The following is a 21,069-nucleotide window of genomic DNA, read 5'->3' as shown; positions in this document are numbered from 1 at the left end:
CGTTGAGTGCCCGTGCCGAGTGTCGCCCCAGCGGTTCTGGTCGTCGAGGACGATCACGCGCTCAGTGCGATGCTGGCCGCGCTCCTGGCCGATGAGGGGTACCGGGTCGACACCGCGTACGACGGACAGCAAGGGTTGCACCGCGGACTGACGGGGGACTACGACGCTTTGATCGTGGACCGTGGACTGCCGGTGATGGACGGCGCGGACCTGGTCGCGCTGCTCAGGTCGAAGGGGATTGCCACACCTGCGCTGATCTTGACGGCGCGCGGAGCGGTGGACGATCGGGTGGAGGGCCTCGACGCGGGTGCGCAGGACTACCTGCTGAAGCCCTTTGAAGTCCCCGAGCTATTGGCCCGGGTCCGCGCGCTGCTGCGGCGGATCGACAACTCCGCCACCGTCGTCGCCGCGGGTGGTCTGCGGCTGGACCGGGTGACCCGCCGGGTGTCGGAAGCCGGCAGGGACGGCGGGGATGTCGAGTTGTCCGAGCGGGAAGCCTCCCTGCTGGCGACGCTGATGTCCGCGCCCAAACGGGTGTACAGCCGGGCGCAGTTGCTCGACCTGGTGTTCGAAGGTGTCGAGTCCGGCGGTGCGGTGGATCTCTACGTCCACTATCTGCGTCGCAAGCTCGGCAAGCAGGTTATCCGCACGGTCCACGGCGCCGGCTATCGGTTCGGGTACGAATGACTCCGGCTGGTGATCTCGCCATGGTGCGGCGGACCGGGCGCATCGCCGCGATTCAAGCGTCTGTTGCCCTTGCCTTGGTGCTGCTGGTCGTCGGCGGGGTCGTGTTCACGGTCTATGTCCGCGCGCAAAACCGTCAGATCGACGCCGAGGTGCGGACGTTGGCCGTGTCGGCCGACGACGCGGGCGATCCGCCTCCCGACATGGAACTCGCATTGCGCGAGAACGACGGCGCGGTGTCGACCAGCGATGGCGGGCAGCCCGGGGTGGCGTTGCTGGCCGGGCCGGCGGGCTTCGGCGACCTTCGCACCGGCGGGCGCCATTACCGAACTTTTGTCGCGGACCGGCCGGAGGGGCGGGTGGTGGCGATGATGGATCTGGCGCCCTACTACGCGGGCCGCAACCGTCTGCTGATGTCGGTGGCTTTCGCCGAATTGGCCGGAATTCTGGCATCCGTCGCGGTGGTGGCGCTGTTCACCCGCCGGTCGGTGCGTCCGCTGGCCCAGGCGTTGGCGTTGCAGCGCAGGTTCGTCGCAGACGCATCACACGAACTGCGGGCGCCGTTGACGGTGTTGCACACCCGTGCCCAGATGCTGGCCCAGCGAGCCGGCACCGCGGACGCTCAGGTGGTCCGCGCCGACGCCGACGCGCTGGTCGCCGACACCCGGGCGCTCAGCGACATCGTCGACGATCTGCTGGCTTCGGCGACGATGACGGCCGGCGAGTCGCCACGCGACCGGGTCGACCTGGCCTCGGTGGCAAATGACGTCTACCACAGCCTGGCGCCGTATGCCGACGCACTGGGTGTCCGCCTGCGTTACGAAAAACCAAGCAATACCGGTTTATTCGAGATCATCGGCTCCAGTGCCGCAATGCGCCGGGCACTCACCGCGCTGGTGGACAACGCCTTGAGTCACGAGCATTCCGGCGGGGTCGTCGACATTCGTCTGAGCAGGCACGGCGCGGTGATCAAGGCTGAGGTCGCCGACGACGGTGTCGGCATCGACGCCGACGCGATGGCCACGCTGTTCACCCGGTTCGCGCGCGGCACCGAGCACACCACCCGCACACATCGGCAGTCGTACGGCATCGGGTTGGCGCTGGTGCGTGAGATCGCCCATGCGCACGGCGGGGAAGTGAGCGTCGAGTCGACCTCCGGTCGAGGCGCGACCTTCACCCTGACCCTTCCGGGCGCCCCAGGCGGCTAGCAGGCAGTGCGCGCGTCGATCGCAAGCCGCTCGCCGTCGTGGCGAGACAGCACCAGCTCCAGTCGTGACACCCGGGCAGTGAGCGGATCGCGCAGCCGGATCGCGTCGCGTACGTCGTTGGGCCACAGGTATCGCCACGCGGAGTAGCTGTTGGTCATCTCGTACACGTTGAATCCGGCCTCGATGAACGGGCGAAGGACGTCCACCGGCCGCAGATGCCGGTCGGGCCACCATCGGGGCGAGAGCTCGACCACGATCTCCGCGTCGTCCCGCAGTGTGCCGATGATGTTGCGCATCCCGGCCAGAACATCAGGTTCGGCGCCTTCCACGTCGATCTTGATCAGCCGCGCCGACGTGATCTCGCGGAACGTGAGGATCTCCTCGAGCGGCTTGGCTTCGATCGTCGACTCGGCGTGCAGGCCGCGCGACGGCAGGGTCGTCGACATTCCGGCGTTGTTGCGTGGACCGGCGTACACGGTCAGCGTCCCGGACTTCGCGGCTGCTGCCATGTTCACCTGGCGGATGCGATCGCGATGGCCGCTGACGTCGACGTTGTGGTGCAGATCGTCGAACATCGCCGGCGATGCCTCGACCGCGACGACGCCGCCGTGAGCGCCCACCGGGCCTGCGGCGAGCAGTGAGTAGTAGCCGATGTTGGCGCCGACATCGATGAAAACATCGCCGTCGCCGAGCCTGCTCGCGATGAAACGGGTCAGGTCCGGCTCCCACTCGTGGAAAACCCAGATGTAGGTGGCGATGAGATCGGGCAGTCGGCACATCACGGTCGCGTCGAAACCGGTGCGTCCCGGCAGCTTCACGGCGTGCCCCAGACGGCCGTAGCCGCGCAGCAGCAGTGACAGCGCCGCGAACACGGGTATCAGAAGCGCGGCCCGGAGCACCCTTTCTGCGCGGGGAACTGATTGCTTGGAAGTGCCGAGCCGCCGTGCCACGTTGCGCAGACCGCATGCCGTCGCGACGACCATCAGCTCCAGAGGGGACCGGGTCGAAACCATGCGTTACAAATTCATGTCGCATTCTTTGAGCCCACAAAGAACATCCGGGCGGCACCGGTGACGTGGCACCTGAAGCTGCCAGACGGCACCAAAGACGCAGATTCCCACAGCAAACCCGCCGCGGATTTGCCAGACAACTCACACCGTTCGCGCAGATTACGGTCAGCGCCGCCGGACGTGGGTCATCACCGTGTGCGGTGCCGGCGCAATTCTTCGAGGTTTCAAAAGACCGGCTGTGAGCATGCAGTCATGGACTCACCCGGTTCTGCGTTACCTCGCGCCGTGGCTGCATCAGGTGCGGTAGCCGAGACGCCGGCTGCGCGCAGGGGTGTGGCGACCGCGGAAAGCCATTGGCAGCGTTGGACGATGGATATGCAGATCATCGTCACGGACCCCGATGCCCTTGCCGCCGCGCGGTGCGCGGTGGACGCGGAACTCGACGCCATCGACGCTGCGGCCTCACGATTCAACCCGGATTCGGAGATCAACGCCCTCACGCGGTCTGGTCGGCCGACGAAGGTCAGTGAACTACTCGCCGAACTGCTCGGCGCCGCGCTGCTGGCAGCACAGCAGACCGATGGCGACATCGATCCGACGATCGGCGCTCGCCTGATCGATCTCGGTTACGACCGTGACATCGCTGACATGGATTCGTCTGCGCCGCTGGCGATGTCGGTCAGTCAGTCGGCTGACTGGTCGATGGTCAGCCTCGACGGTCGAATGGTCGCGGTGCCGCTCGGGGTGGTACTCGACCTGGGGTCAACGGCCAAGGCGGTCGCCGCTGATCGCTGCGCGGCACAGGCGCACCGGATCACCGGCGCGGGCGTGCTGGTGAATCTGGGCGGCGACATCGCGACAGCCGGTGATGCTCCCGACGAAGGGTGGCAGGTGCTGGTCTGCGACGGCGACGACCAACCGGCGGCGATGGTCGCGTTGTCGCCGGGCGTGGCATTGGCCACGTCGAGCACGCTGCGTCGCCGATGGCGGCATGGGAAGCGGGCGATGCACCACATCGTGGACCCGCGGTCCGGGTGGCCGGCGGAGCCGGTGTGGCGCACGGTCAGCGTCGTCGCTGCAAGCTGTCTGGCGGCCAACACGGTGAGCACCGCGGCGGTGATCCGCGGCTGGCGTGCCGTCGACTGGATCCGGGCACAGCGGCTACCCGCTCGGCTGGTGGACAGCGACGGGATCGTGCACACGCTCGGCGGCTGGCCGGCGGAGAATTCAGGTGGGCGGAGATGACGGAGAACGCGAGGCAGGCGACAACGCCGCGGCTGCACATCGATTGGACACGCTGCGACGGGCGCGGGCTCTGCAGCGAACTGCTGCCACAGCTGCTGAGCCGCGACGATTGGGGATATCCGCGCAGCCGCGACAATTCCCGGGAAACAGCCGTGCCCGGGCCGGTGGTGAAGTACGCGCGTCGTGCCGTTGCCCGATGTCCGCGGTTGGCCCTGACTCTGGTCGAGGACGCCTGAGGACGGTCACTGCCCGTTTCCCATCCGGTAGCCCACGCCCCGCACGGTCAACACGAACTTCGGTTCGGCGGGGTTGTCGCCGAGTTTGCGCCGCACATGCCCGACATGGACGTCGACGAGGTGGTCGTTACCCACCCACGGTTCACCCCAGACCTCGTCGATGAGGTGCCGGCGGGTCCAGACCACACCGGGCCGGGAGGATAGTGCTGCCAATATGTCGAACTCGGTGCGGGTCAACGAGATCGGCTGTGTGTCGACGAACACCTGACGACTGGCAACGTCAATGGAGAGCGGACCGAACACCCGCGGCGGCGATTCGGTATGCGGTTCGCCGGCGGGTGCGGCAGGCACTGCCACCGAGCGCGGGCGGCGCAGCATCGCCCGGATCCTGGCGACCAGTTCCCGGGGGCTGAACGGCTTGGTCACGTAGTCGTCGGCCCCGACCGACAGTCCGACGATGGTGTCGACTTCGGTGTCGCGGGCGGTCAGCATCACCACGTATGCGTCGGAGAACGTACGCAGCTGGCGGCACACTTCGAGGCCGTCGATGCCCGGCAGGCCGAGGTCGAGCACCACCACATCTGGATCGACCTGCCGTGCCACGTCCAGCGCCTCGAGCCCGGACAGACACACCGTCACCTCGAAATGCTCGCGTTCCAGATAACTGGCTACCACCTCGGCCAGCGGCTTCTCGTCGTCCACCACCAGGGCGCGATAACCCGGGTCAGCGTTGTGCGAGGCTGCCTGCGATCTGGGGTCCATGTCTTCATCGTGCCGTTCCGCCGAGCCGGGTTGGGGTCTTGAGACAATCTTCACCGAACCAACACCGAACACGTCTCGGCCCGGCGCAGCGAGGAACGCGTAACCGCTGGAGCCGAGTGGAGATGGTGGTCGGAGGTGATGTTCTGGTGTGACCATGACTGAGGCGGATGGGGATCCGCGGGCATAGCTGTCGGCATGGTGTTGTTCTGAGCGCTCGTCATCGCCGGCATCGTTTGCGCTGGTGCGGTACACCGCAGGCCCGTCGTAGGCGGGCCGGGTCCGTCATACCCGGCCTACAGCGCTTCGCCGGAACAGCTTCTGGCTGCCCGGTTAGTGCGCGGCGAGATCGACGATGCGGAATACCGCCAGCGACTGGCGGTCCTGCACGGTGGAGAACCGCGCTGACGCTGCTCGTCGCGGTGGCTGAACATCGTGGAAACGTCCAATTGTTCTGCCGGGCAGACTAAACGGCCAGTACGCAGATCTCCTTGGCCCGGGCCACGGAGTGGGCCTGTGGGCCGGTGGTGTCGACGCGATGTGCGTCCGTCCAGGCGTCGTCGCCGCGATCGGCGAGGGCGGCGGCGATCTCGGGCGTCACCTGCGATGTGGTCTGGGTGCGCTCGCTGACTCGGGTGACGGTGGCATCCAGCGGGGCGGTGCAGGCGAACTCGATCTCCACCGCGCCGCCGTCGGCGGCCATCCGCCGGGCCAGTTCGCGGTGGCGGTGGTCGAGCCAGGTGCCGTCGAGTACCACGCTGCGGCCCTCGCACAGCTTCAGGTGAGCTTGGCGGAGCACACTGTCGTAGACAGCGTCGACGTTCTCGCGGCTGTACAGGCCGTCGTCGAGCACCCCTGGTACGCCGGCGATCTCGCCACGCCGGACCATGTCGGCGCGTACATCGTCCGTCGAGATCACCTGAGCGTCGATCTCTCTTGCCAACGACTGCGACAGGGTGGTCTTGCCGGTCCCGGGGCCACCGCCCACCAGGATCAGCCGGACCGCCGCGGCACGCAGGTGGTCCAGGGCGATCTCCAGATGGCGCCGCGCGTCGTCGGCGGCGCTCCCATCCTGCTGGGTGTGGCGGATGCAGTCGACCTTGGCGCGAACGACCGCCCGATAGGCAATGTAAAAGTGGCACAGTGAGTCCGGCGCGTCGTCGCCGGACAAATCTCGGTAGCGCCGGAGAAACAGGGTGGCCAGATCCGCCCGGCCCAGGAATTCCAGATCCATCGCCAGGAATGCGGCGTCGTCGATGACGTCGACATAACGCAGGTGGTCGTCGAACTCCAGGCAGTCCAGTAGTGCCGGTCCTTCCGGCAAGCAGAAGATGTCGTCGGCGCGCAGGTCGGCGTGGCCGTCGACGATCTTGTGGTCGCCGAGACGGCGGGCGAACAGCACTGCCCGCCCGGCTATGAATTGATGTGAGAGTCTTGCTATTTCAGCGACCACATCCGAGTCGATGCCAACCTCGCCGTTCTGGGCGTACCGCTGCAGCTCGACCAGGTTCTCCTGCCAACGTGCGGTGATTGCGTCCACCCGGCCCTGGGCGTCCACGTCACGTCCGTGAGGAGCCGCGGCGTGGAATCGCGAGAGCACCAGCGCGACCGCCGCGAGCTGATCCTCGACCGGTTCTCCGCGGCGCACCATGGTCGCCAGTCGCCGGTCGTCGGGATGGCGGCGCATGACGATGACGGGTTCGGGGTCCCCGCCCGGGGCGGTGAAGTGTGCGACGCCGAGGTAGCTGTCGGGTGCCAGGCGGCGGTTGAGCGCCACCTCGCTGGCGCAGGCGTGTTCGCGCTGCTCGAGGGTGGAGAAGTCGAGGAAATCGTTGACGACGGGCTTCTTGATCTTGTAGGCCCGGTCTCCGATCAAGAACACCATTCCGGTGTGGGTTTCAGCGATCCGCGGGTGCCATCCCATACTGTCGATCCTCGCCTCCCGGCCCCGGCGAACACAGCGGTACTCAGGCCACTGCGTGTGGGTGCAAGGTCCCTCCCCGCAGAGCACAAAGGCCTTCAAGCTAGGTCCCCAGCCAGATGACTTCCGGCCCCTGGCGCGCGCGCCGAACGGACATAGGGTTGTCGCAGACAGAAGGCGGTGATTGCCGATGGTCATGTCGACGCTCGATCCCCAGGTGATCGCGAACGCGGTGGAGTTGGCGTGCCGGGCGCCCTCGGTACACAACAGCCAACCGTGGCGGTGGGTCGCGCAAGGGCCTTCGCTGAAACTCTTTCTCGACGCCGACCGGGTGCCGCACGCCACGGACCGGTCCGGCCGGGAGGCCGTCATCAGTTGCGGCGCCGTGCTCGATCATCTGCGGGTGGCCGTCGCCGCCGCAGGCTGGCAGGCGATCATCGCGCGGTTTCCCAATCCGAACGAACCAGAGCACCTGGCGACCATCGATTTCAGTCCGTTGGAGTTCGTCACCGACGCTGTGCGCAGTCGCGCGGACGCGATCCTGGCCCGCCGCACCGACCGGCTGCCATTGGCGCCGCCACCGGACTGGACGTCCTTCGAGTCGGTGTTGCGAGCCACTATCGATACCGACCGCGTGGCGATTCGGGTGCTGCCTGAGTCGGTGCGTCCGCAGTTGGCCCAGGCCTCGCGGCTGACCGAGTCGCTGCGCCGCTACGACGCCTCGTATCACGCTGAATTGGCCTGGTGGACAGCCCCGTACGAGGTATCTGACGGTGTACCGCACAGCAGCCTGGTGTCGGTCACCGAGCGTGATCGGGTCGATGTCGCCCGGGTATTTCCGGCGGCCGAGCACGCCGACCGGCGTCCAGAGGTCGATCAGGACCGCTCAACGATCCTGGTGCTCACCACGTTCGGTGATTCGCGCCGCGATGCCCTGGACTGTGGCGAGGTGCTCTCCGATGTGCTGCTCGAGGCAACCCTCGCGGGCTTGGCCACCTGCACGCTGACTCACATGACGGAGTTGGCGGCCAGCCGAGACGTGGTCCGTGAGCTCACCGGCACCCAGGACGATCCGCAACTGCTGATCCGCGTCGGGCTGGCGCCGGTGATCGCGCCGTCACCCCCTGCCACGCCACGCCGGCCGCTGTCGGACGTGCTCGAATTTCGCGGCTGAACCTTCGGTATCGGCCGCAGGACGAACGGAGCAGATCATGACCACCGCGCCCACGACACCGCCGCAACATCCGCGACGTGTCTTCCGAGATCGGCGAGAAGCCGGTCGGGTTCTGGCCCACCGGTTGGACGGCTATCGCGGCCGGAACGGCATTGTGGTGCTCGGGCTGGCTCGCGGCGGCGTGCCGGTGGCCTGGGAGGTTGCGGCCGCACTGGGCGCTCCGCTGGATGCCTTCATCGTGCGCAAGCTCGGCGCGCCGGGCCACACCGAATTCGCGATGGGTGCGCTGGCGTCGGGCGGGCGGGTGGTGGTCAACGACGACGTCATCCGTGCGTTGCGGGTGACACCGCAGGAATTGCGCGACGCCACCGAGCGGGAAGCCCGCGAACTCGCTCGGCGCGAAGGCGCCTACCGTGGCGGACGTCCACCGCTGGACGTGACGGGCAAGACGGTGATCCTCGTCGACGATGGCCTGGCCACCGGGGCGAGCATGCTCGCCGCCGTCCAGGCCTTGCGGGAGATGGAACCCGCCGAGATCGTGGTAGCCGTTCCCGCGGCGCCGCAATCGACCTGCCGCGAATTCGCCTCTCTGGTGGACGATCTCGTCTGTGCGTCGATGCCCACCCCGTTCTTGGCGGTCGGCGAGTCGTTCTGGAACTTCGAGCAGGTCAGTGACACCGAGGTGCGGAATCTGCTGGCCACTCCGACCACCGGAATCGGCACCGCGCGGTTGCGCATCGCGGAAACTCCCGCTGAGGTGATCGGCCGCTGCGCGGTCGACGCCCCCTCGGGCGTGCCGCCGCGGGAAGCGCTGGAGGAGATGGTCGGTGATGCGCGGGTGGTGCTGATCGGGGAGAGCTCCCACGGCACCCGCGAGTTCTACGAAGCGCGCGCCGAAATCACCAAATGGCTGATCGAGGAGAAGGGCTTCTGCGCGGTAGCGGTTGAAGCCGACTGGCCAGACGCCTACCGGGTCAACCGGTATGTCCGCGGCCGCGGCGACGACGACACGGCCGAGAGTGCGTTGAAGGGGTTCGAGCGATTTCCCGCCTGGATGTGGCGCAACACCACCGTCCGGGACTTCACGGCCTGGCTGCATGACCACAACACCCAGTGCCGCAACGACGGTCGGCGCGAAGCCGGCTTTTACGGACTGGATCTCTACAGTCTGCATCGCTCGATGCAGGAGGTGATCGACTACCTGGACAACGTCGACCCGGTCGCGGCGCAGCGGGCGCGAGAGCGCTACGCCTGCTTCGATCACGCCGGCGGAGACGACGGTCAGGCATACGGGTACGCCGCCGCGTTCGGTGCGGGGATGTCCTGCGAGGCGGAGGTTGTCGAGCAATTGGTCGAACTGCAGCGCACGGGGCTGCAGTACGCGCGCCGCGACGGACTTCTCGCCGAAGACGAACTGTTCTATGCGCAGCAGAATGCACAGACCGTTCGCAACGCGGAGGTCTACTACCGCTCGATGTTCGGGAGCCGGGTGTCGTCGTGGAATCTGCGGGACCAGCACATGTTCCAGACGTTGAGAGCGTTGCGCGCGCATCTGCATCAACGCAACGGTGAGCCGGCCCGAATCGTGGTGTGGGCCCACAACTCCCATGTCGGTGACGCCCGGGCAACCGAGGTGGGCGCCGACGGGCAGCTGACCCTGGGGCAGCTGGTACGGGAGGGGTACGGCGAGCAGGCGCTGCTGATCGGATTCACCACCTACTCGGGCACCGTGACCGCCGCGAGCGAATGGGGCGCCCTGGCCCAGCGGAAGGTGGTTCGCCCCGCACTCAACGGCAGTGTCGAGGAACTGCTGCACGAGGTCGACCGACCGGAGTTCCTGGTGTCGCCGCTCATCAGTCGGGAAGCGGCCGGCCCACTGGACACGGTGCGCCTCGGCCGGGCGATCGGGGTGATCTATCAACCCGCCACCGAACGGCAGAGTCACTACTACCACGTGCGGCCGGGCGAACAGTTCGACGCGATCATTCACATCGACCGCACAACGGCCCTGGAACCGTTGGAGCTCAACAGTGTCTGGGTCGCGGCGCAGACACCCGAGACCTACCCGACCGGCCTGTGAGCGCCCCCGTGATCGTCACGGTGACGATGAATCCCGCCCTCGACATCACCGTGGACGCCGAACGCGTGGGCCCGACCGACAAAGTCCGTTGTTGCGCCGATCGTTACGACGCCGGCGGCGGCGGACTCAATGTCGCCCGGTTCGCGCGGGCGTTGGGTGCTCCCGTCTCCGCCGTGCTCACGGCGGGCGGCCCGATAGGAGCGCGCCTGGTCGAGCTCCTCGACGACGCCATCGTGCCCAACACGTTCATCGCACTGCGCGGCGACACCCGGGAGAGCTTCACGGTCAACGAACGCTCTACGGGCAGGCAGTACCGGTTCGTGTTGCCCGGACCGGTGCTGACCACCGACGAGCAGCAGCGCTGCCTCGAGGTGATCGACGCCAGTGCGACCGGCGCCGCGTTCGTGGTCGCGAGCGGCAGCCTTCCGCCGGGCGTTCCCGCCGACTTCTATCAACGGATCGCCGACATCTGCCGCACGCGGCAGGTCCGGCTTGTCCTCGACACCTCGGGTGGAGGCCTCGAGCACATCACTTCGGGTGTGTTCCTGCTGAAACCCAGTGTGCGAGAACTGCGGGAGTGCGTCGGCAGCCCGCTGGTCACCGAGGGTGAGCAGATAGCTGCGGCCCGGCATCTGATCGATCGAGGCGTCGCCGAGGTGATCGTGGTCTCCTTGGGCGCCGACGGTGCCTTACTCGTCACGGGGGATCGGTGCCGGCGTTTAGCTCCGGTTGCCGTTCCCACTGTCAGCGGTGTGGGCGCCGGGGACGCGATGGTCGCCGGCATAGTGGTCGGACTGTCTCGCGAATGGGGGATGGAGAGCGCGGTTCGCTACGGTATCGCCGCCGCGACGGCGAAGCTTCAGACACCGGGCACCTCGACATTCGACAGAGCCGACGTCGACCGCTATCTCGACCAGGTTCCGGCTCCGACGTCAGTGGTCGCTCAGTGCAGTGACCTCGGGCTCTGACGACACCACAAGGCGCACAGCACAAAGCAAGGGGCTCATGATGATCGAGACGACGCAGGGGACGGTCCCGGATGCCCGTCGCGGTATTCCGACCTGGCTCAACTGGTTTCTGGCGCTGCTGACGATTCCGGCTGCGGTCGTGGTCATGCTCTTTGCTTTCGGCGCCGTGATGGGCATCGCGCGGTGTACCGACACGGCGGCCTGCCCACACATGGGTCCAGGAGAGTTCTGGTTCGGGATCCTCGCGTACGGGCCGCCTGTGGTAGCGCTGCTGACGATCGTCGCGTCGGCGTTCGCCGCGAATCGCAGGTACGGAATCGTGGTTCCGCTGTTGGGGCTGGGACTCTTGCTGGCAGACGCAGCCATCATCGCGATCACCTTTCGGCCGTAGGTGCCGCTGTGGACGTTCACGCCGCTGAACTGTCTGGTGCCGTCGTCGTAGGGGTCGACGGCTCCCCATGGTCTCTGAACGCGCTCACCTGGGCGGTGCCCGAAGCCGTCAGCCGCGGTGTGACGTTGCGGCTGGTTCATGCTGTGCCGACGGTGCGTGGGACCGCATCCGTCCGTGAGTGCGATTGGGACGCAGTACTTGTCGAAGCCCGGGATGTGGTGGACCAGACACATCGTGATGTCGGTGTCGAGACAGCATCCGTTGTCGGATCACCCGCAGAGGTGCTGGAGCGGGAGTCCGCCGGCGCCGCGATGGTGTGTATCGGCGCCCGCCCACCGCACGTGGCCGAGGGGCGGCTGTTCGGCGCAACCGCGAGTCACCTCGCCGACCACGCTCGGTGTCCGGTTGCCCTCATCCGCAGTGGCGACGACGGCCGGGCACGCGTCGGGGGCGTGGTGTCAGTGGTGCTGTCCGATGATCCCGACAACGACGACGTCGTACACCTGGCCATGCAGGAAGGACGATTGCGCGACGCCACCGTCCGGCAGATCGATCGGCGGGTGGACAGCTGGATTCGGCGGTATCCCGATGTTCACGTCGAGATCGTATCGGCCGGCACCGGGTGGGTGGGCCGCCGCGAGGGGACGCGTGAGCCGCAGATCGGTCTCGCGGTCGTCGGCGCGTCGGATGCGGACACTCTCACTTCGCTCAGCATGCCCAATTGCCATCCGATCCTGGGTTATCCGGACTGCTCGGTCCTGCTGGTGAGGCAGGCAGCCCGGCCCCGCTGATGTGCCGTTCGGCTAGTAGCCGCCGTGTTCGTGGGTTGGGTGATCCAGTTTCGCGACGAACACCGCCGCCTGGGTGCGTCGCTCCATTCCCAGCTTCGCCAGGAGCCGTGACACATAGTTCTTGATGGTCTTCTCGGTGAGGAACATCCGGTCGGCGATCTGTTTGTTGGTCAGGCCCTCGCCGAGCAGAGTCAGCAACGACCGTTCCTGGTCGGTCAGGCCGGACAGCGGATCGGATCTCATTGTCGCACCGCGCAACTTGGCCATCAGCGCCGCGGCGGCCCGGTTGTCCAACAGCGAGCGCCCAGCGCCGACATCCTTGACGGCCTGGGCCAACTGCATACCCTTGATGTCTTTGACAACGTATCCGCTGGCGCCGGCCAGGACCGCGTCCAACATGGCCTCGTCGGAGGTGTACGAGGTCAGCATCAAACAGCGCAGGTCGGAGAGCACGGACAGCAGGTCACGACACAGCTCGACACCGTTACCGTCGGGCAGCTGCACATCGAGCACCGCGACGTCGGGCTTCGCCGCGGGAATTCGCGCCATCGCCTGGGCGACGGAGCCGGCCTCACCGACGATTTCCAGATCCGGATCCGCGCTCAGAAGGTCGATGAGCCCGCGGCGGACCACCTCGTGGTCATCTACCAGAAAGACTTTCACCATGCCGGCCTCCAGAAATCGGGGATCAGTGTTTTGCGCGGTCTACAACAGGTTCTGCGGCTCGCAGACCAATACCGAGCAATCGGCCTGCGCCAGCACCGCATTTCCGGCTGCGCCGAGGAGTTCTGCGATGCCTTCGCCCCGTTCGTGGGCCACGACCAACAACTGGATCGAGTCTCCCTGCTTAAGCAGGTAACTCAACGAGTTGCCGTGCAGTGCCACTGTGGTGACGTCCACCTCGGGATACCTTGCGCGCCAGCATTTCAGGCGACGCTCCAGCGCCGCCCTGGCATCTCGGTTTCCGGCAGCAACGGCGTGGCCATCGTGGATGTCGGGGTAACGCGACCGCCAGGTCGTCAGCACCCGCAACGGCGCACCGCGCGAACGAGCCTCATCGAATCCGTGGCGCAGGGCCGCGTCACTGGTTGACCCGTCCAGTTCGACGGCCACACATCGCTGGGTCGAGGCCACCGGGTCATGCCCCCTGACGACGGCTACCGGGCAGTGGGCTGCTGTTGCCAGTGCAGTCGCGGTGGACCCGATGTGCCGGTCGCGGAAGTGGTTCAACCCGATGGCGCCCACGCAGAGCATGGCGGCGCCTCTGGACGCGTCGAGCAACGCCGCCACGGGATGTTGCTGCACGATCTCTGCCTCGATCTTGACCGGTCTATCGGTCGACTCGACGGCGGCGGCGGTGCAGCGGACCGCGGTTTGGGCCGCAGCGAATTGGCGGGCGATCCGTTGTGCATCGTCGGTGTCTTCTCCGGAGTCGACGGCATAGACCAAGCGCAAGGGAATGGCGCGCCGGACCGCTTCGTCGACGGCCCAACAGGCCGCCTCGGTGGCCCATCGCGAACCGTCCACGCCCACGACCACAGACGGCGCGACACGCTCTCGTTCGGGCATTGGCCGGTTCCTGTCAACTTGCCGGGATGATTCGACGCTATCGTCAGAAACTGGCCTCACGCAGGGGCGAAAGTCCCTGTCGAAGGGCCACTAGTCCTCTCCGACACCCCGCCGAGCTCGTGGTCCGGTGGTGGAAATCCGCAGGGAGACCGGTGGATCGGGCAGCTCCGACGGAACCGTGCCGGCACACCACCGGTCATCAACTTTGGGGACTTGCGGCTCTGTTTCACCGTGCACACGACCGGCATCGTCGGTGCACCAGCATCATGCACCGAAGGCGGTGGGCGGCGATGACGACCAATTTCCCTGACGACGCCACCGTGCGGGCAGCCTTGGACTTGGCAGCCCGTGCCCCGTCGATCCACAACACCCAGCCCTGGGAATGGAGAGTCGGCCCACACAGCATCAACCTCTATTCGCGCCGCGAGTTGCGCCTCCCGCACACCGACCCCGACGGCCGTGACCTGATCGTCAGCTGTGGGGCCGCCCTGCACCACGCCACCGTCGCCCTGGCAGCACTGGGCTGGCGCGCCTCGGTCCATCGGGTGCCGAATCCTGACCAGCCCAATCACCTGGCGTCAGTGCAGGTGCACCGCGGATCGCCGGGCGAGGCCGATATCGCCATGGCGGCAGCCATTCCCCGGCGGCGAACCGACCGGCGCACCTACAGTTCGTGGCCGGTCGCGATAGGAGACGTCGCGCTGATGGGCGCGCGTGCGGCGCGCTTCGGCGTCACCATGCGCCGGGTCGAAACGACAGGCGAATTCGCCGAATTGGTGGAGCAGGCGGCGCGCCGGCATATCGACGACACCGGTTACGTCGCCGAGTTGATGGCATGGAGCGGGCGTTATGCTGCGGCGGAAGGTGTTCCTGCGCATAACGTTCCGCCGATAGACGGTGCTGCCGCGGTGCCTGGCCGGATTTTCTCCGGTACGGCACTCGACCAGCCCGACGAAGCCTCGGCGGCCGAAGACAACGGTGTGCTGCTGGCCTTCGGGACCGCGATCGACGATATCGCGTGTCAGTTACGAGCTGGTGAAGCCGCCAGCGTCGTCATGCTCACCGCGACCGTTCAGGGTTTGGCCTCGTGCGCGGTGTCGGAGGTGCTCGAGGTCCCCGATACCCGAGAGGCCTTACGGGCGGACGTGTTCGGCAGTGAACAGTTTCCCCAGATATTGCTGCGAGTCGGGTGGTCACCGCTGAACGCCGACCCGTTACCGGCCACGCCGCGGCGACCGTTGGCCGATGCCCTGCGCCGCCTGGACGGCTCGGCGTTCGTCGGTTAGGGCACTCGCCACACCCGGTCACGCCTCGGGAAGGGCCCCCGGCGCGGGGACTTTTGGCACTTGTTGGTGGCGGGCTTAGGCGCGGATCGTGGGGCACAGATCGGAAGGAGATCACCGATGACGAGCGCAGCCACGTATTCACCTCTGGCACACAGACTTCTTGCCATCCGAGGCCCGGTCGCCTCGGTGTACTACGACGACTCCCATGACACGCAGGATGCGGCAGAGCGCCTCGGGGTGCTCGAGCGGGACGTCGCGCGTGAGTTGGAGCAACAGGGCGCGCCGCAGGCGCTCATCGCGTCGGTCACCCGAGCGATGAACGAGCGGCCGGCAACTGAGCACCGGAGTGGGCGCGCGTTGATCGTCGGCCCGGACGGGGTGGCGGTCGACGAACACCTCGTCGTGCCGCCTGTCACCCCGGTCATCCGGGCCTCGGAGCTTCCCTACGTCGTTCCGCTCGTCGAGAACGGATCGGTCTCGGGGCCTTATCTGGTCGTCGTCGTCGATCAGGTCGGCGCCGATCTCACGCGCTACCAGGGAAAGTCGACCTTCTCGGAGACCGTCGTGGGGGAGGGTTTTCCGGTCCACAAGGCGGCCTCGGCGGGCTTGAACGCGTGGGGAGATTCGCAACATCGGGTGGAGGAGGAGGTGCGCAAGAACCTCCGCGCGGTCGCCGAGCGGCTCACCGCGGAGATGGACGACCACTCGCTGGACTTCATCGTTCTCATCGGCCAGGACCGCGTGCGGGCCGAACTGGTGTCCGAGCTGCCGCATCGGGTTGCCGACCGTGTCGTCCAACCAGGAGTCGGGTCTCGACAGACCGGGGTGGACCGTGTTGTCCGTGTGTCCGTCGCCCAGGAGTTGAACAACAGGCGCAGCATCCACAGCCGCAGGATCCTGGAACAGTACGATGCCGAAGTCGGGCGTGGATCAGGTCTCGCAGTGGCCGGGCTCGCGGCGGTGACCGCGGCACTGCGCGATCGTTCGGTCGCCACGCTGATCATCGGACAAATGCATGACGAAACAGTGCTTGCCGGCGATGATTTGACGCTTCTGGGTTCCGATCCCGAGACGCTGTCCGACTTCGGTATCGCGCCGACCCAGACCCTGCGAGCCGACGAGGCGCTCCCATACGCGGCGCTGGCAATCGGCGCCGACCTCGTCTGTGCTCCAGACCATCTGCGACTGACTGATGGCGTGGGCGCGTTGCTGCGCCACGCGCCGATTCAGGGCTGACGACCGACTTCGGCGAGAACGGCCTCGACGGCCGCGGGCACAGCGTCGGCGACGGGCGGTGAGAGCCCGACCCCATGACTGATGTCCTGGATCTCGACGGTGAGCACCACCAACCGCCGCGGAAGTCGGCCAAGCGCCTGGCCCAGCGCGTAGATCTCCGGCAGCCCAAGTGAATGCGAGCTCACCATCATGGGCTGGTGGTCGTCGCCGGGAATCCAGTGCCGAATCCTTCCGGCGACGACGTCGGGTCCGCTGGCTGCGTCGACGACGACGACCAGCGGCACATCCGCCCACGCGTCGAGGATCTGTCCGGGATCGGACACCGCCGAGAGCACCTCGACGCCCGGTGGACGCCGGCTGGCGACTTCGGCTGCGACCGCGATTCCGACCCCGTCGTCGGAACGAAAGTCGTTGCCGATGCCGATGACGAGGGCGCTGCCCGTCATGTCCGATGGATGTTCAGCGTCAGGAAGTGTGCCGAACACGAGATGCACGGGTCATGATTGCGAATGGACTTCTCGCACAACGACGTCAATGAGGCGTCGTCCAGTGACAGGTTCGCGGCCACGAGCTCGGCCATCTCGTGCTCGATCGCACCCTGGTTCTGCGAGGTCGGCGGCACCAGTGTCGCCGCGCGGACCAGTCCGTCACCGCCGATCTCATAACGGTGATACAGCAGCCCTCGCGGGGCCTCGCTGACCCCGTGCCCAATGCCCGCGCGTACCGGCACGTCGACGAACGGCCTCGGCGGGCGCTCATATTCGGCGATGATCCGCAGTGCCTCTTCGATGGCGTAGACCACCTCGACGGCGCGAACCACGATGCTGTGAAACGGGTTTCGACACACCGGGCCCAGCCCTGCGGCGGCGGCAGCCTCGCGTGCGACCGTCGACAGCGTCGCCGAGTTGAGCGAATACCGTGCCAGTGGACCGGTCAGGTACCGGTTGCCGTCCAGCGTCGCTTGCAGGGCGGTGGAATGCTCGACCTGCGCTTCGACGACGTGGGCACTGAAGTCGGCGACGGCGAATGCCGGACCGTCGCTGCGCGCGATGACGCCGTTCTCGATGGGATATCGGTCACCGTCGGACAGCGAAAGAAATTCGTGGTCGAACTCGACATCGGGAAACTCGAGGTCGGCGAGCGCCCGCACGGTGTCCAAGGCGTCGTCGAGCGAGCGCCGCAACATCTCGGTCAGTGGTTCGAGGTCGCGCGCGGGGGGGACCGAATAGAAGCCGCCCAACCGGACGTTGATGGGGTGAATTGCTCGCCCGCCGACCATTTCCATCAGCCGGTTGCCGGTCTTCTTGATCGCCAGACCGCGATTGACGAGGTCAGGATGATCCTTGGCCATGCTGATGGCGTCCGGATACCCCAGGAAATCGGGGGCGTGCAGCAGAAAGATGTGCAAGGCGTGACTGTGTATCCATTCGCCGCAGTACATCAGCCGGCGCAGGGCGGTGAGTTCGGGATCGATCGTTATCCCGCAGGCGTTTTCGATTGCATTGCACGCGCTCACCTGGTAGGCGACCGGGCAGATGCCGCACACCCGTGCGGTGAGGTCCGGCGGCTCGGTGTAGGCCCGGCCGCGCAGGAAGGCTTCGAAGAAGCGCGGCGCCTCGTAGATGTTGAGCTCGACGCTGTCCACGGCGCCGTCGACCAACGTGACATGCAGTGCGCCTTCGCCTTCGACACGGGTCAAGGCGCCCACGGACAGAGTGCGTGTCTCAGCAGTCATCCGTCATTCCGTTCGGCGGCGAAGCGGGTGACGTTGAATGTCGAGAAGACGCGCTCCACGCCTGCTTCCGACATTCCGTCACGGTTCAGCAGTGGGATCAGGGCCGCGGTGTTGGGTGTCGAGGCGGGCCCGAAACAGCCGTAGCAGCCGCGGTGATGCGCCGGGCACAGTGCGCCGCAGCCGGCATGGGTCACGGGACCGAGGCATGGAATGCCCTCGGCCACTGCGACACACGTGACGCCCCGCAGTTTGCATTCGGTGCACACTGTCTTGGCGGGTATCCGCGGTTCACGTCCCACCAGCAGCGCTGCGAGCGTGTCGAGGAGCTGATTGCGGTCGATCGGGCAGCCCTGCAACTGGTAGTCGACCTGCACGTGCGCGGACGCCGGGGTGGATGTTGCGAGGGTGTCGACGTACTCGGGCTTTGCGTAGACGACCGAGGCGAATTCGTCGATGTCGGCGAAGTTGCGCAGCGCCTGGATGCCGCCTGCGGTGGCGCAGGCGCCGATCGTGACGAGGATATGGGACTGATCGCGAATCTCCCGGATACGTCGCTCGTCTGCGGCGGTGGTGATCGACCCTTCGACGAGTGACACGTTGTAGGGCCCGGGGATGATCTCGCTGGAGGCTTCCAGAAAGGTTGCGATGCGCACCTCCTCGGCGAGGGTGAGCAGTTCGTCCTCGCAGTCCAGCAACGTCAGCTGGCAGCCGTCGCAGGAAGCGAACTTCCACACCGCCAGTGAGGGAGGTCCGCTCATCTACAACTCCTTCACTGCGAGTAAGGGCTGGGCGGCGTCATATCCGACGACCGGTCCGTCCCGGCACAACAGCAACGGGCCCAACTGGCAGTGGCCGCACCAGCCGATCCCGCATTGCATGTTGCGCTCGAGGGATACTCGGATAGCGCTGGCGGGCAGTCCCTTTCGGATCAGCTCGGTAGCGCAGTTGTGCATCATCACTTCGGGGCCGCACAGGAAGGCGGTGGTGTTCTGGGCCCGCAGCGGCAATCGGCGCAGCGGTTCGGTGACGAAGCCGATCTCACCCGACCACCCCTGCACCGGCACGTCGACGGTCAGATGCACATCGATGGTGCAGCTGTCCGCCCACCGCCGCAACTCGTCACCGAACAAGAAGTCGTCGCGGGAGCGGGCGCCCGCGATCAGGGTGACCGTGCCGTAGGCATCCCGGTCGGCAAGGATCCCGAGGATGACGGGGCGCAGCGGGGCCAGGCCGACACCGCCGGCCACGATGACCACATCGCGTCCGGCCGCGGCCCGCAGGCCCCAATCCGTGCCGAACGGACCGCGGATCCCGACCACCGCGCCGGGCTGCGCGTCGTGCAGCGCGCGGCTCACCGCGCCCACCGACCGGATCGTATGGGTAATGGTGGCGTCGGTGCCGGTGGTGAATCCGCTGACGGAGATGGCGATCTCGCCGATCCCGAACGCGTACATCATCATGAATTGGCCCGGTAGCGGCGCTGGTAGCGGCCTGCCCACCGGTTCCAGCTCCACCGTCGATGAATCGCGGTTCTCGGATACCCGGCGGCGCACGCGGTACGGGACCGGGCTCATCGCGCGCGGCGATGTGGGGAGGGCTGTTGTGTCAGTCGTCGCCATCGCGCTCCTGAGCCAGGGTGTGCATTTCTTGGGTGATGTCGATTCCCGTCGGACACCAGGCGATGCACCGTCCGCAGCCCACACAGCCGCTGCTGCCGAACTGGTCGTGCCAGGTCCCCAGTTTGTGTGAGATCCAATGTCGGTATCGCGACGGTCCGGATTGCCGCACGCTGCCCTCGTGGACGAACGTGAAGTCGAATTCGAAGCACGACGCCCAGCTCGTCCAACGTTCGGCATGCTCGCCGGTGAGGTCGGTGGTGTCCGTGACGCTGGTGCAGAAGCAGGTGGGACACGCCATGGTGCAATTGCCACAGGTCAGACACCGACTGGCGACCTCGTCCCAGTGCGGGGACTCACGAGAGGCGATCAGAAGGTCACGCAGATCCGTCTCGGGCATCTGCCGGCCCATGCGGTGCGCCGCCCCGGCGACTTCGGCTCTGGCCGAATCGATCTCATCCGGTGCGGCGTCTCGGTGGGGGAGCGCCGCGAGGATCTCCGCGCCGTCGGCACTGCCGACGTCGACGAGGTAGCGACGGCCGTCGTCGTCGACGCGTTCGGTGAGTGCGAGGTCGTACCCCGGCCCTACCTCGGGTCCTGTTCCCATGGATGCGCAGAAGCAGAGGCCGCCGGGTTCAGTGCAGTTGACGGCCACCACGAAGACGCGTCCGAGCCGCCCCACGAATCCCTCGTCCGGATGGCTGCCCTTGCCCAACACTCCGTTGAGGATCGCGATCGCCGCGAGGTCGCAGGCCCGAACCCCGAGGAAGGCACACCGTGCTGGGTCCTCGGGTTCGGTGCCGTCGGACGACCACAATTGCTGCCGCGGCGGGTGCAGGAACTGCTTCCACGACTGTGGCCCCGCCGAATGGCCGAAGGCTGCGTCGTCGTCGCGGCGGCGCAGCCGATAACTCCCGGGTGCCACGTCGACGCCCCAGCCCACTGGTAGCTCGCCGGCCGAGGTCAGCTCGGCCAGCACGATCGCGTTCTCCGACACCGTGGGGCCGACCACCCGGTAGCCGCGGTCGATCAACGCGGACACGAGTTCGGTCAACCCGGCGGCGTCGATCACCGCGTTGGTCATGGGGTAATCGTGCGCGTCCGACGGCAGCCGGGCGCATGGTCTTGGGTCCTCAGTCGAGCGTCAAAGGTCCTCACTC

General features: G+C 67.0%; 21 protein-coding genes. 11 read left to right on the top strand and 10 right to left on the bottom strand.

Features of this window, described 5'->3' with window-relative positions:
• Positions 1–6: 6 nt before the first annotated feature.
• Together Y900_RS02245 and Y900_RS02240 are read left to right on the top strand one after the other, a co-directional pair.
• Positions 7–687, top strand: coding sequence for a response regulator transcription factor (locus Y900_RS02245; RefSeq protein WP_036338491.1), 681 nt, complete (start codon positions 7–9; stop codon positions 685–687).
• Complete coding sequence (locus tag Y900_RS02240; protein ID WP_237752486.1) at positions 684–1,892, top strand: sensor histidine kinase; 1,209 nt, start codon at positions 684–686, stop codon at positions 1,890–1,892. The genes Y900_RS02245 and Y900_RS02240 overlap by 4 nt, the downstream gene beginning before the upstream one ends.
• Here Y900_RS02240 and Y900_RS02235 read toward each other — a convergent pair.
• The gene (locus Y900_RS02235; protein WP_081844958.1) at positions 1,889–2,905 is read right to left on the bottom strand and encodes an FkbM family methyltransferase; all 1,017 of its coding nucleotides are present in this window, start codon (positions 2,903–2,905) and stop codon (positions 1,889–1,891) included. The two genes, Y900_RS02240 and Y900_RS02235, sit on opposite strands and share 4 nt — an antisense overlap.
• Positions 2,906–3,271: 366 nt before the next feature.
• Between Y900_RS02235 and Y900_RS02230 the strand changes: the two genes are divergently transcribed.
• Together Y900_RS02230 and Y900_RS02225 are read left to right on the top strand one after the other, a co-directional pair.
• A complete protein-coding gene (locus Y900_RS02230; protein WP_051659834.1) occupies positions 3,272–4,147 on the top strand; it encodes an FAD:protein FMN transferase in 876 nt (291 codons plus the stop codon).
• Positions 4,144–4,383, top strand: coding sequence for a ferredoxin (locus tag Y900_RS02225; RefSeq protein WP_036338485.1), 240 nt, complete (start codon positions 4,144–4,146; stop codon positions 4,381–4,383). The genes Y900_RS02230 and Y900_RS02225 overlap by 4 nt, the downstream gene beginning before the upstream one ends.
• 6 nt (positions 4,384–4,389) lie before the next feature.
• Here Y900_RS02225 and Y900_RS02220 read toward each other — a convergent pair whose 3' ends face one another.
• Both Y900_RS02220 and Y900_RS02215 read right to left on the bottom strand, forming a co-directional pair.
• Positions 4,390–5,145, bottom strand: coding sequence for a response regulator (locus Y900_RS02220; RefSeq protein WP_036338482.1), 756 nt, complete (start codon positions 5,143–5,145; stop codon positions 4,390–4,392).
• Between the two features lie 463 nt (positions 5,146–5,608).
• Positions 5,609–7,066 (bottom strand): bifunctional aminoglycoside phosphotransferase/ATP-binding protein, encoded by a 1,458-nt coding sequence (locus Y900_RS02215; RefSeq protein ID WP_036338479.1) that lies wholly within the window; start codon positions 7,064–7,066, stop codon positions 5,609–5,611.
• Positions 7,067–7,247: 181 nt separating this feature from the next.
• On the opposite strand from Y900_RS02215, the gene Y900_RS02210 reads away from it, so the two are divergent.
• Genes Y900_RS02210 through Y900_RS02190 form a run of 5 tightly spaced genes read left to right on the top strand, consistent with a single transcriptional unit; the run spans position 7,248 to position 12,467 of the window.
• The gene (locus tag Y900_RS02210; RefSeq protein WP_420329728.1) at positions 7,248–8,237 is read left to right on the top strand and encodes an Acg family FMN-binding oxidoreductase; all 990 of its coding nucleotides are present in this window, start codon (positions 7,248–7,250) and stop codon (positions 8,235–8,237) included.
• A 37-nt stretch (positions 8,238–8,274) separates the two neighbouring features.
• Positions 8,275–10,317, top strand: coding sequence for an erythromycin esterase family protein (locus Y900_RS02205; RefSeq protein ID WP_036338474.1), 2,043 nt, complete (start codon positions 8,275–8,277; stop codon positions 10,315–10,317).
• Positions 10,314–11,285 (top strand): 1-phosphofructokinase family hexose kinase, encoded by a 972-nt coding sequence (locus tag Y900_RS02200; protein ID WP_272945533.1) that lies wholly within the window; start codon positions 10,314–10,316, stop codon positions 11,283–11,285. The genes Y900_RS02205 and Y900_RS02200 overlap by 4 nt, the downstream gene beginning before the upstream one ends.
• 40 nt (positions 11,286–11,325) lie before the next feature.
• Positions 11,326–11,676 (top strand): hypothetical protein, encoded by a 351-nt coding sequence (locus Y900_RS02195; protein ID WP_237752485.1) that lies wholly within the window; start codon positions 11,326–11,328, stop codon positions 11,674–11,676.
• Between the two features lie 8 nt (positions 11,677–11,684).
• On the top strand, positions 11,685–12,467 hold the full coding sequence (locus Y900_RS02190) for a universal stress protein (protein ID WP_237752484.1): 783 nt from the start codon (positions 11,685–11,687) through the stop codon (positions 12,465–12,467).
• 12 nt (positions 12,468–12,479) lie between these two features.
• Here Y900_RS02190 and dosR read toward each other — a convergent pair whose 3' ends face one another.
• Both dosR and Y900_RS02180 read right to left on the bottom strand, forming a co-directional pair.
• Positions 12,480–13,133: a hypoxia response regulator transcription factor DosR/DevR gene (dosR, locus tag Y900_RS02185; RefSeq protein WP_036338467.1), complete on the bottom strand. Its 654-nt coding sequence runs from the start codon at positions 13,131–13,133 to the stop codon at positions 12,480–12,482.
• Between the two features lie 39 nt (positions 13,134–13,172).
• Positions 13,173–14,036, bottom strand: a complete 864-nt coding sequence (locus tag Y900_RS02180) for a universal stress protein (protein ID WP_036338464.1) — start codon at positions 14,034–14,036, stop codon at positions 13,173–13,175.
• A gap of 290 nt (positions 14,037–14,326) precedes the next feature.
• On the opposite strand from Y900_RS02180, the gene Y900_RS02175 reads away from it, so the two are divergent.
• A complete protein-coding gene (locus Y900_RS02175) occupies positions 14,327–15,322 on the top strand; it encodes an Acg family FMN-binding oxidoreductase (protein ID WP_036338461.1) in 996 nt (331 codons plus the stop codon).
• 117 nt (positions 15,323–15,439) lie between these two features.
• Positions 15,440–16,558, top strand: coding sequence for an Rv2629 family ribosome hibernation factor (locus Y900_RS02170; protein WP_131536066.1), 1,119 nt, complete (start codon positions 15,440–15,442; stop codon positions 16,556–16,558).
• On the opposite strand, the gene Y900_RS02165 is transcribed toward Y900_RS02170, so the two are convergent.
• Genes Y900_RS02165 through Y900_RS02145 form a run of 5 tightly spaced genes read right to left on the bottom strand, consistent with a single transcriptional unit; the run spans position 16,549 to position 20,993 of the window.
• On the bottom strand, positions 16,549–17,004 hold the full coding sequence (locus Y900_RS02165; protein WP_036338458.1) for a hydrogenase maturation protease: 456 nt from the start codon (positions 17,002–17,004) through the stop codon (positions 16,549–16,551). The two genes, Y900_RS02170 and Y900_RS02165, sit on opposite strands and share 10 nt — an antisense overlap.
• Positions 17,001–18,293 (bottom strand): Ni/Fe hydrogenase subunit alpha, encoded by a 1,293-nt coding sequence (locus Y900_RS02160; protein WP_036338455.1) that lies wholly within the window; start codon positions 18,291–18,293, stop codon positions 17,001–17,003. The genes Y900_RS02165 and Y900_RS02160 overlap by 4 nt, the downstream gene beginning before the upstream one ends.
• Positions 18,290–19,051, bottom strand: a complete 762-nt coding sequence (locus Y900_RS02155) for an NADH-quinone oxidoreductase subunit B family protein (protein ID WP_036338452.1) — start codon at positions 19,049–19,051, stop codon at positions 18,290–18,292. The genes Y900_RS02160 and Y900_RS02155 overlap by 4 nt, the downstream gene beginning before the upstream one ends.
• Positions 19,052–19,912: an FAD/NAD(P)-binding protein gene (locus Y900_RS02150; RefSeq protein WP_036338449.1), complete on the bottom strand. Its 861-nt coding sequence runs from the start codon at positions 19,910–19,912 to the stop codon at positions 19,052–19,054. It abuts the gene before it with no gap.
• Positions 19,899–20,993 (bottom strand): 4Fe-4S dicluster domain-containing protein, encoded by a 1,095-nt coding sequence (locus Y900_RS02145; RefSeq protein WP_036338447.1) that lies wholly within the window; start codon positions 20,991–20,993, stop codon positions 19,899–19,901. Before Y900_RS02145 ends, Y900_RS02150 begins: the two co-directional genes overlap by 14 nt.
• Between the last annotated feature and the right edge of the window lie 76 nt (positions 20,994–21,069).

The organism is Mycolicibacterium aromaticivorans JS19b1 = JCM 16368, assembly GCF_000559085.1.
In the GTDB taxonomy this organism is placed as follows: Bacteria; Actinomycetota; Actinomycetes; order Mycobacteriales; family Mycobacteriaceae; genus Mycobacterium; species Mycobacterium aromaticivorans.
This window is presented reverse-complemented; position numbering and strand designations above follow the sequence as displayed.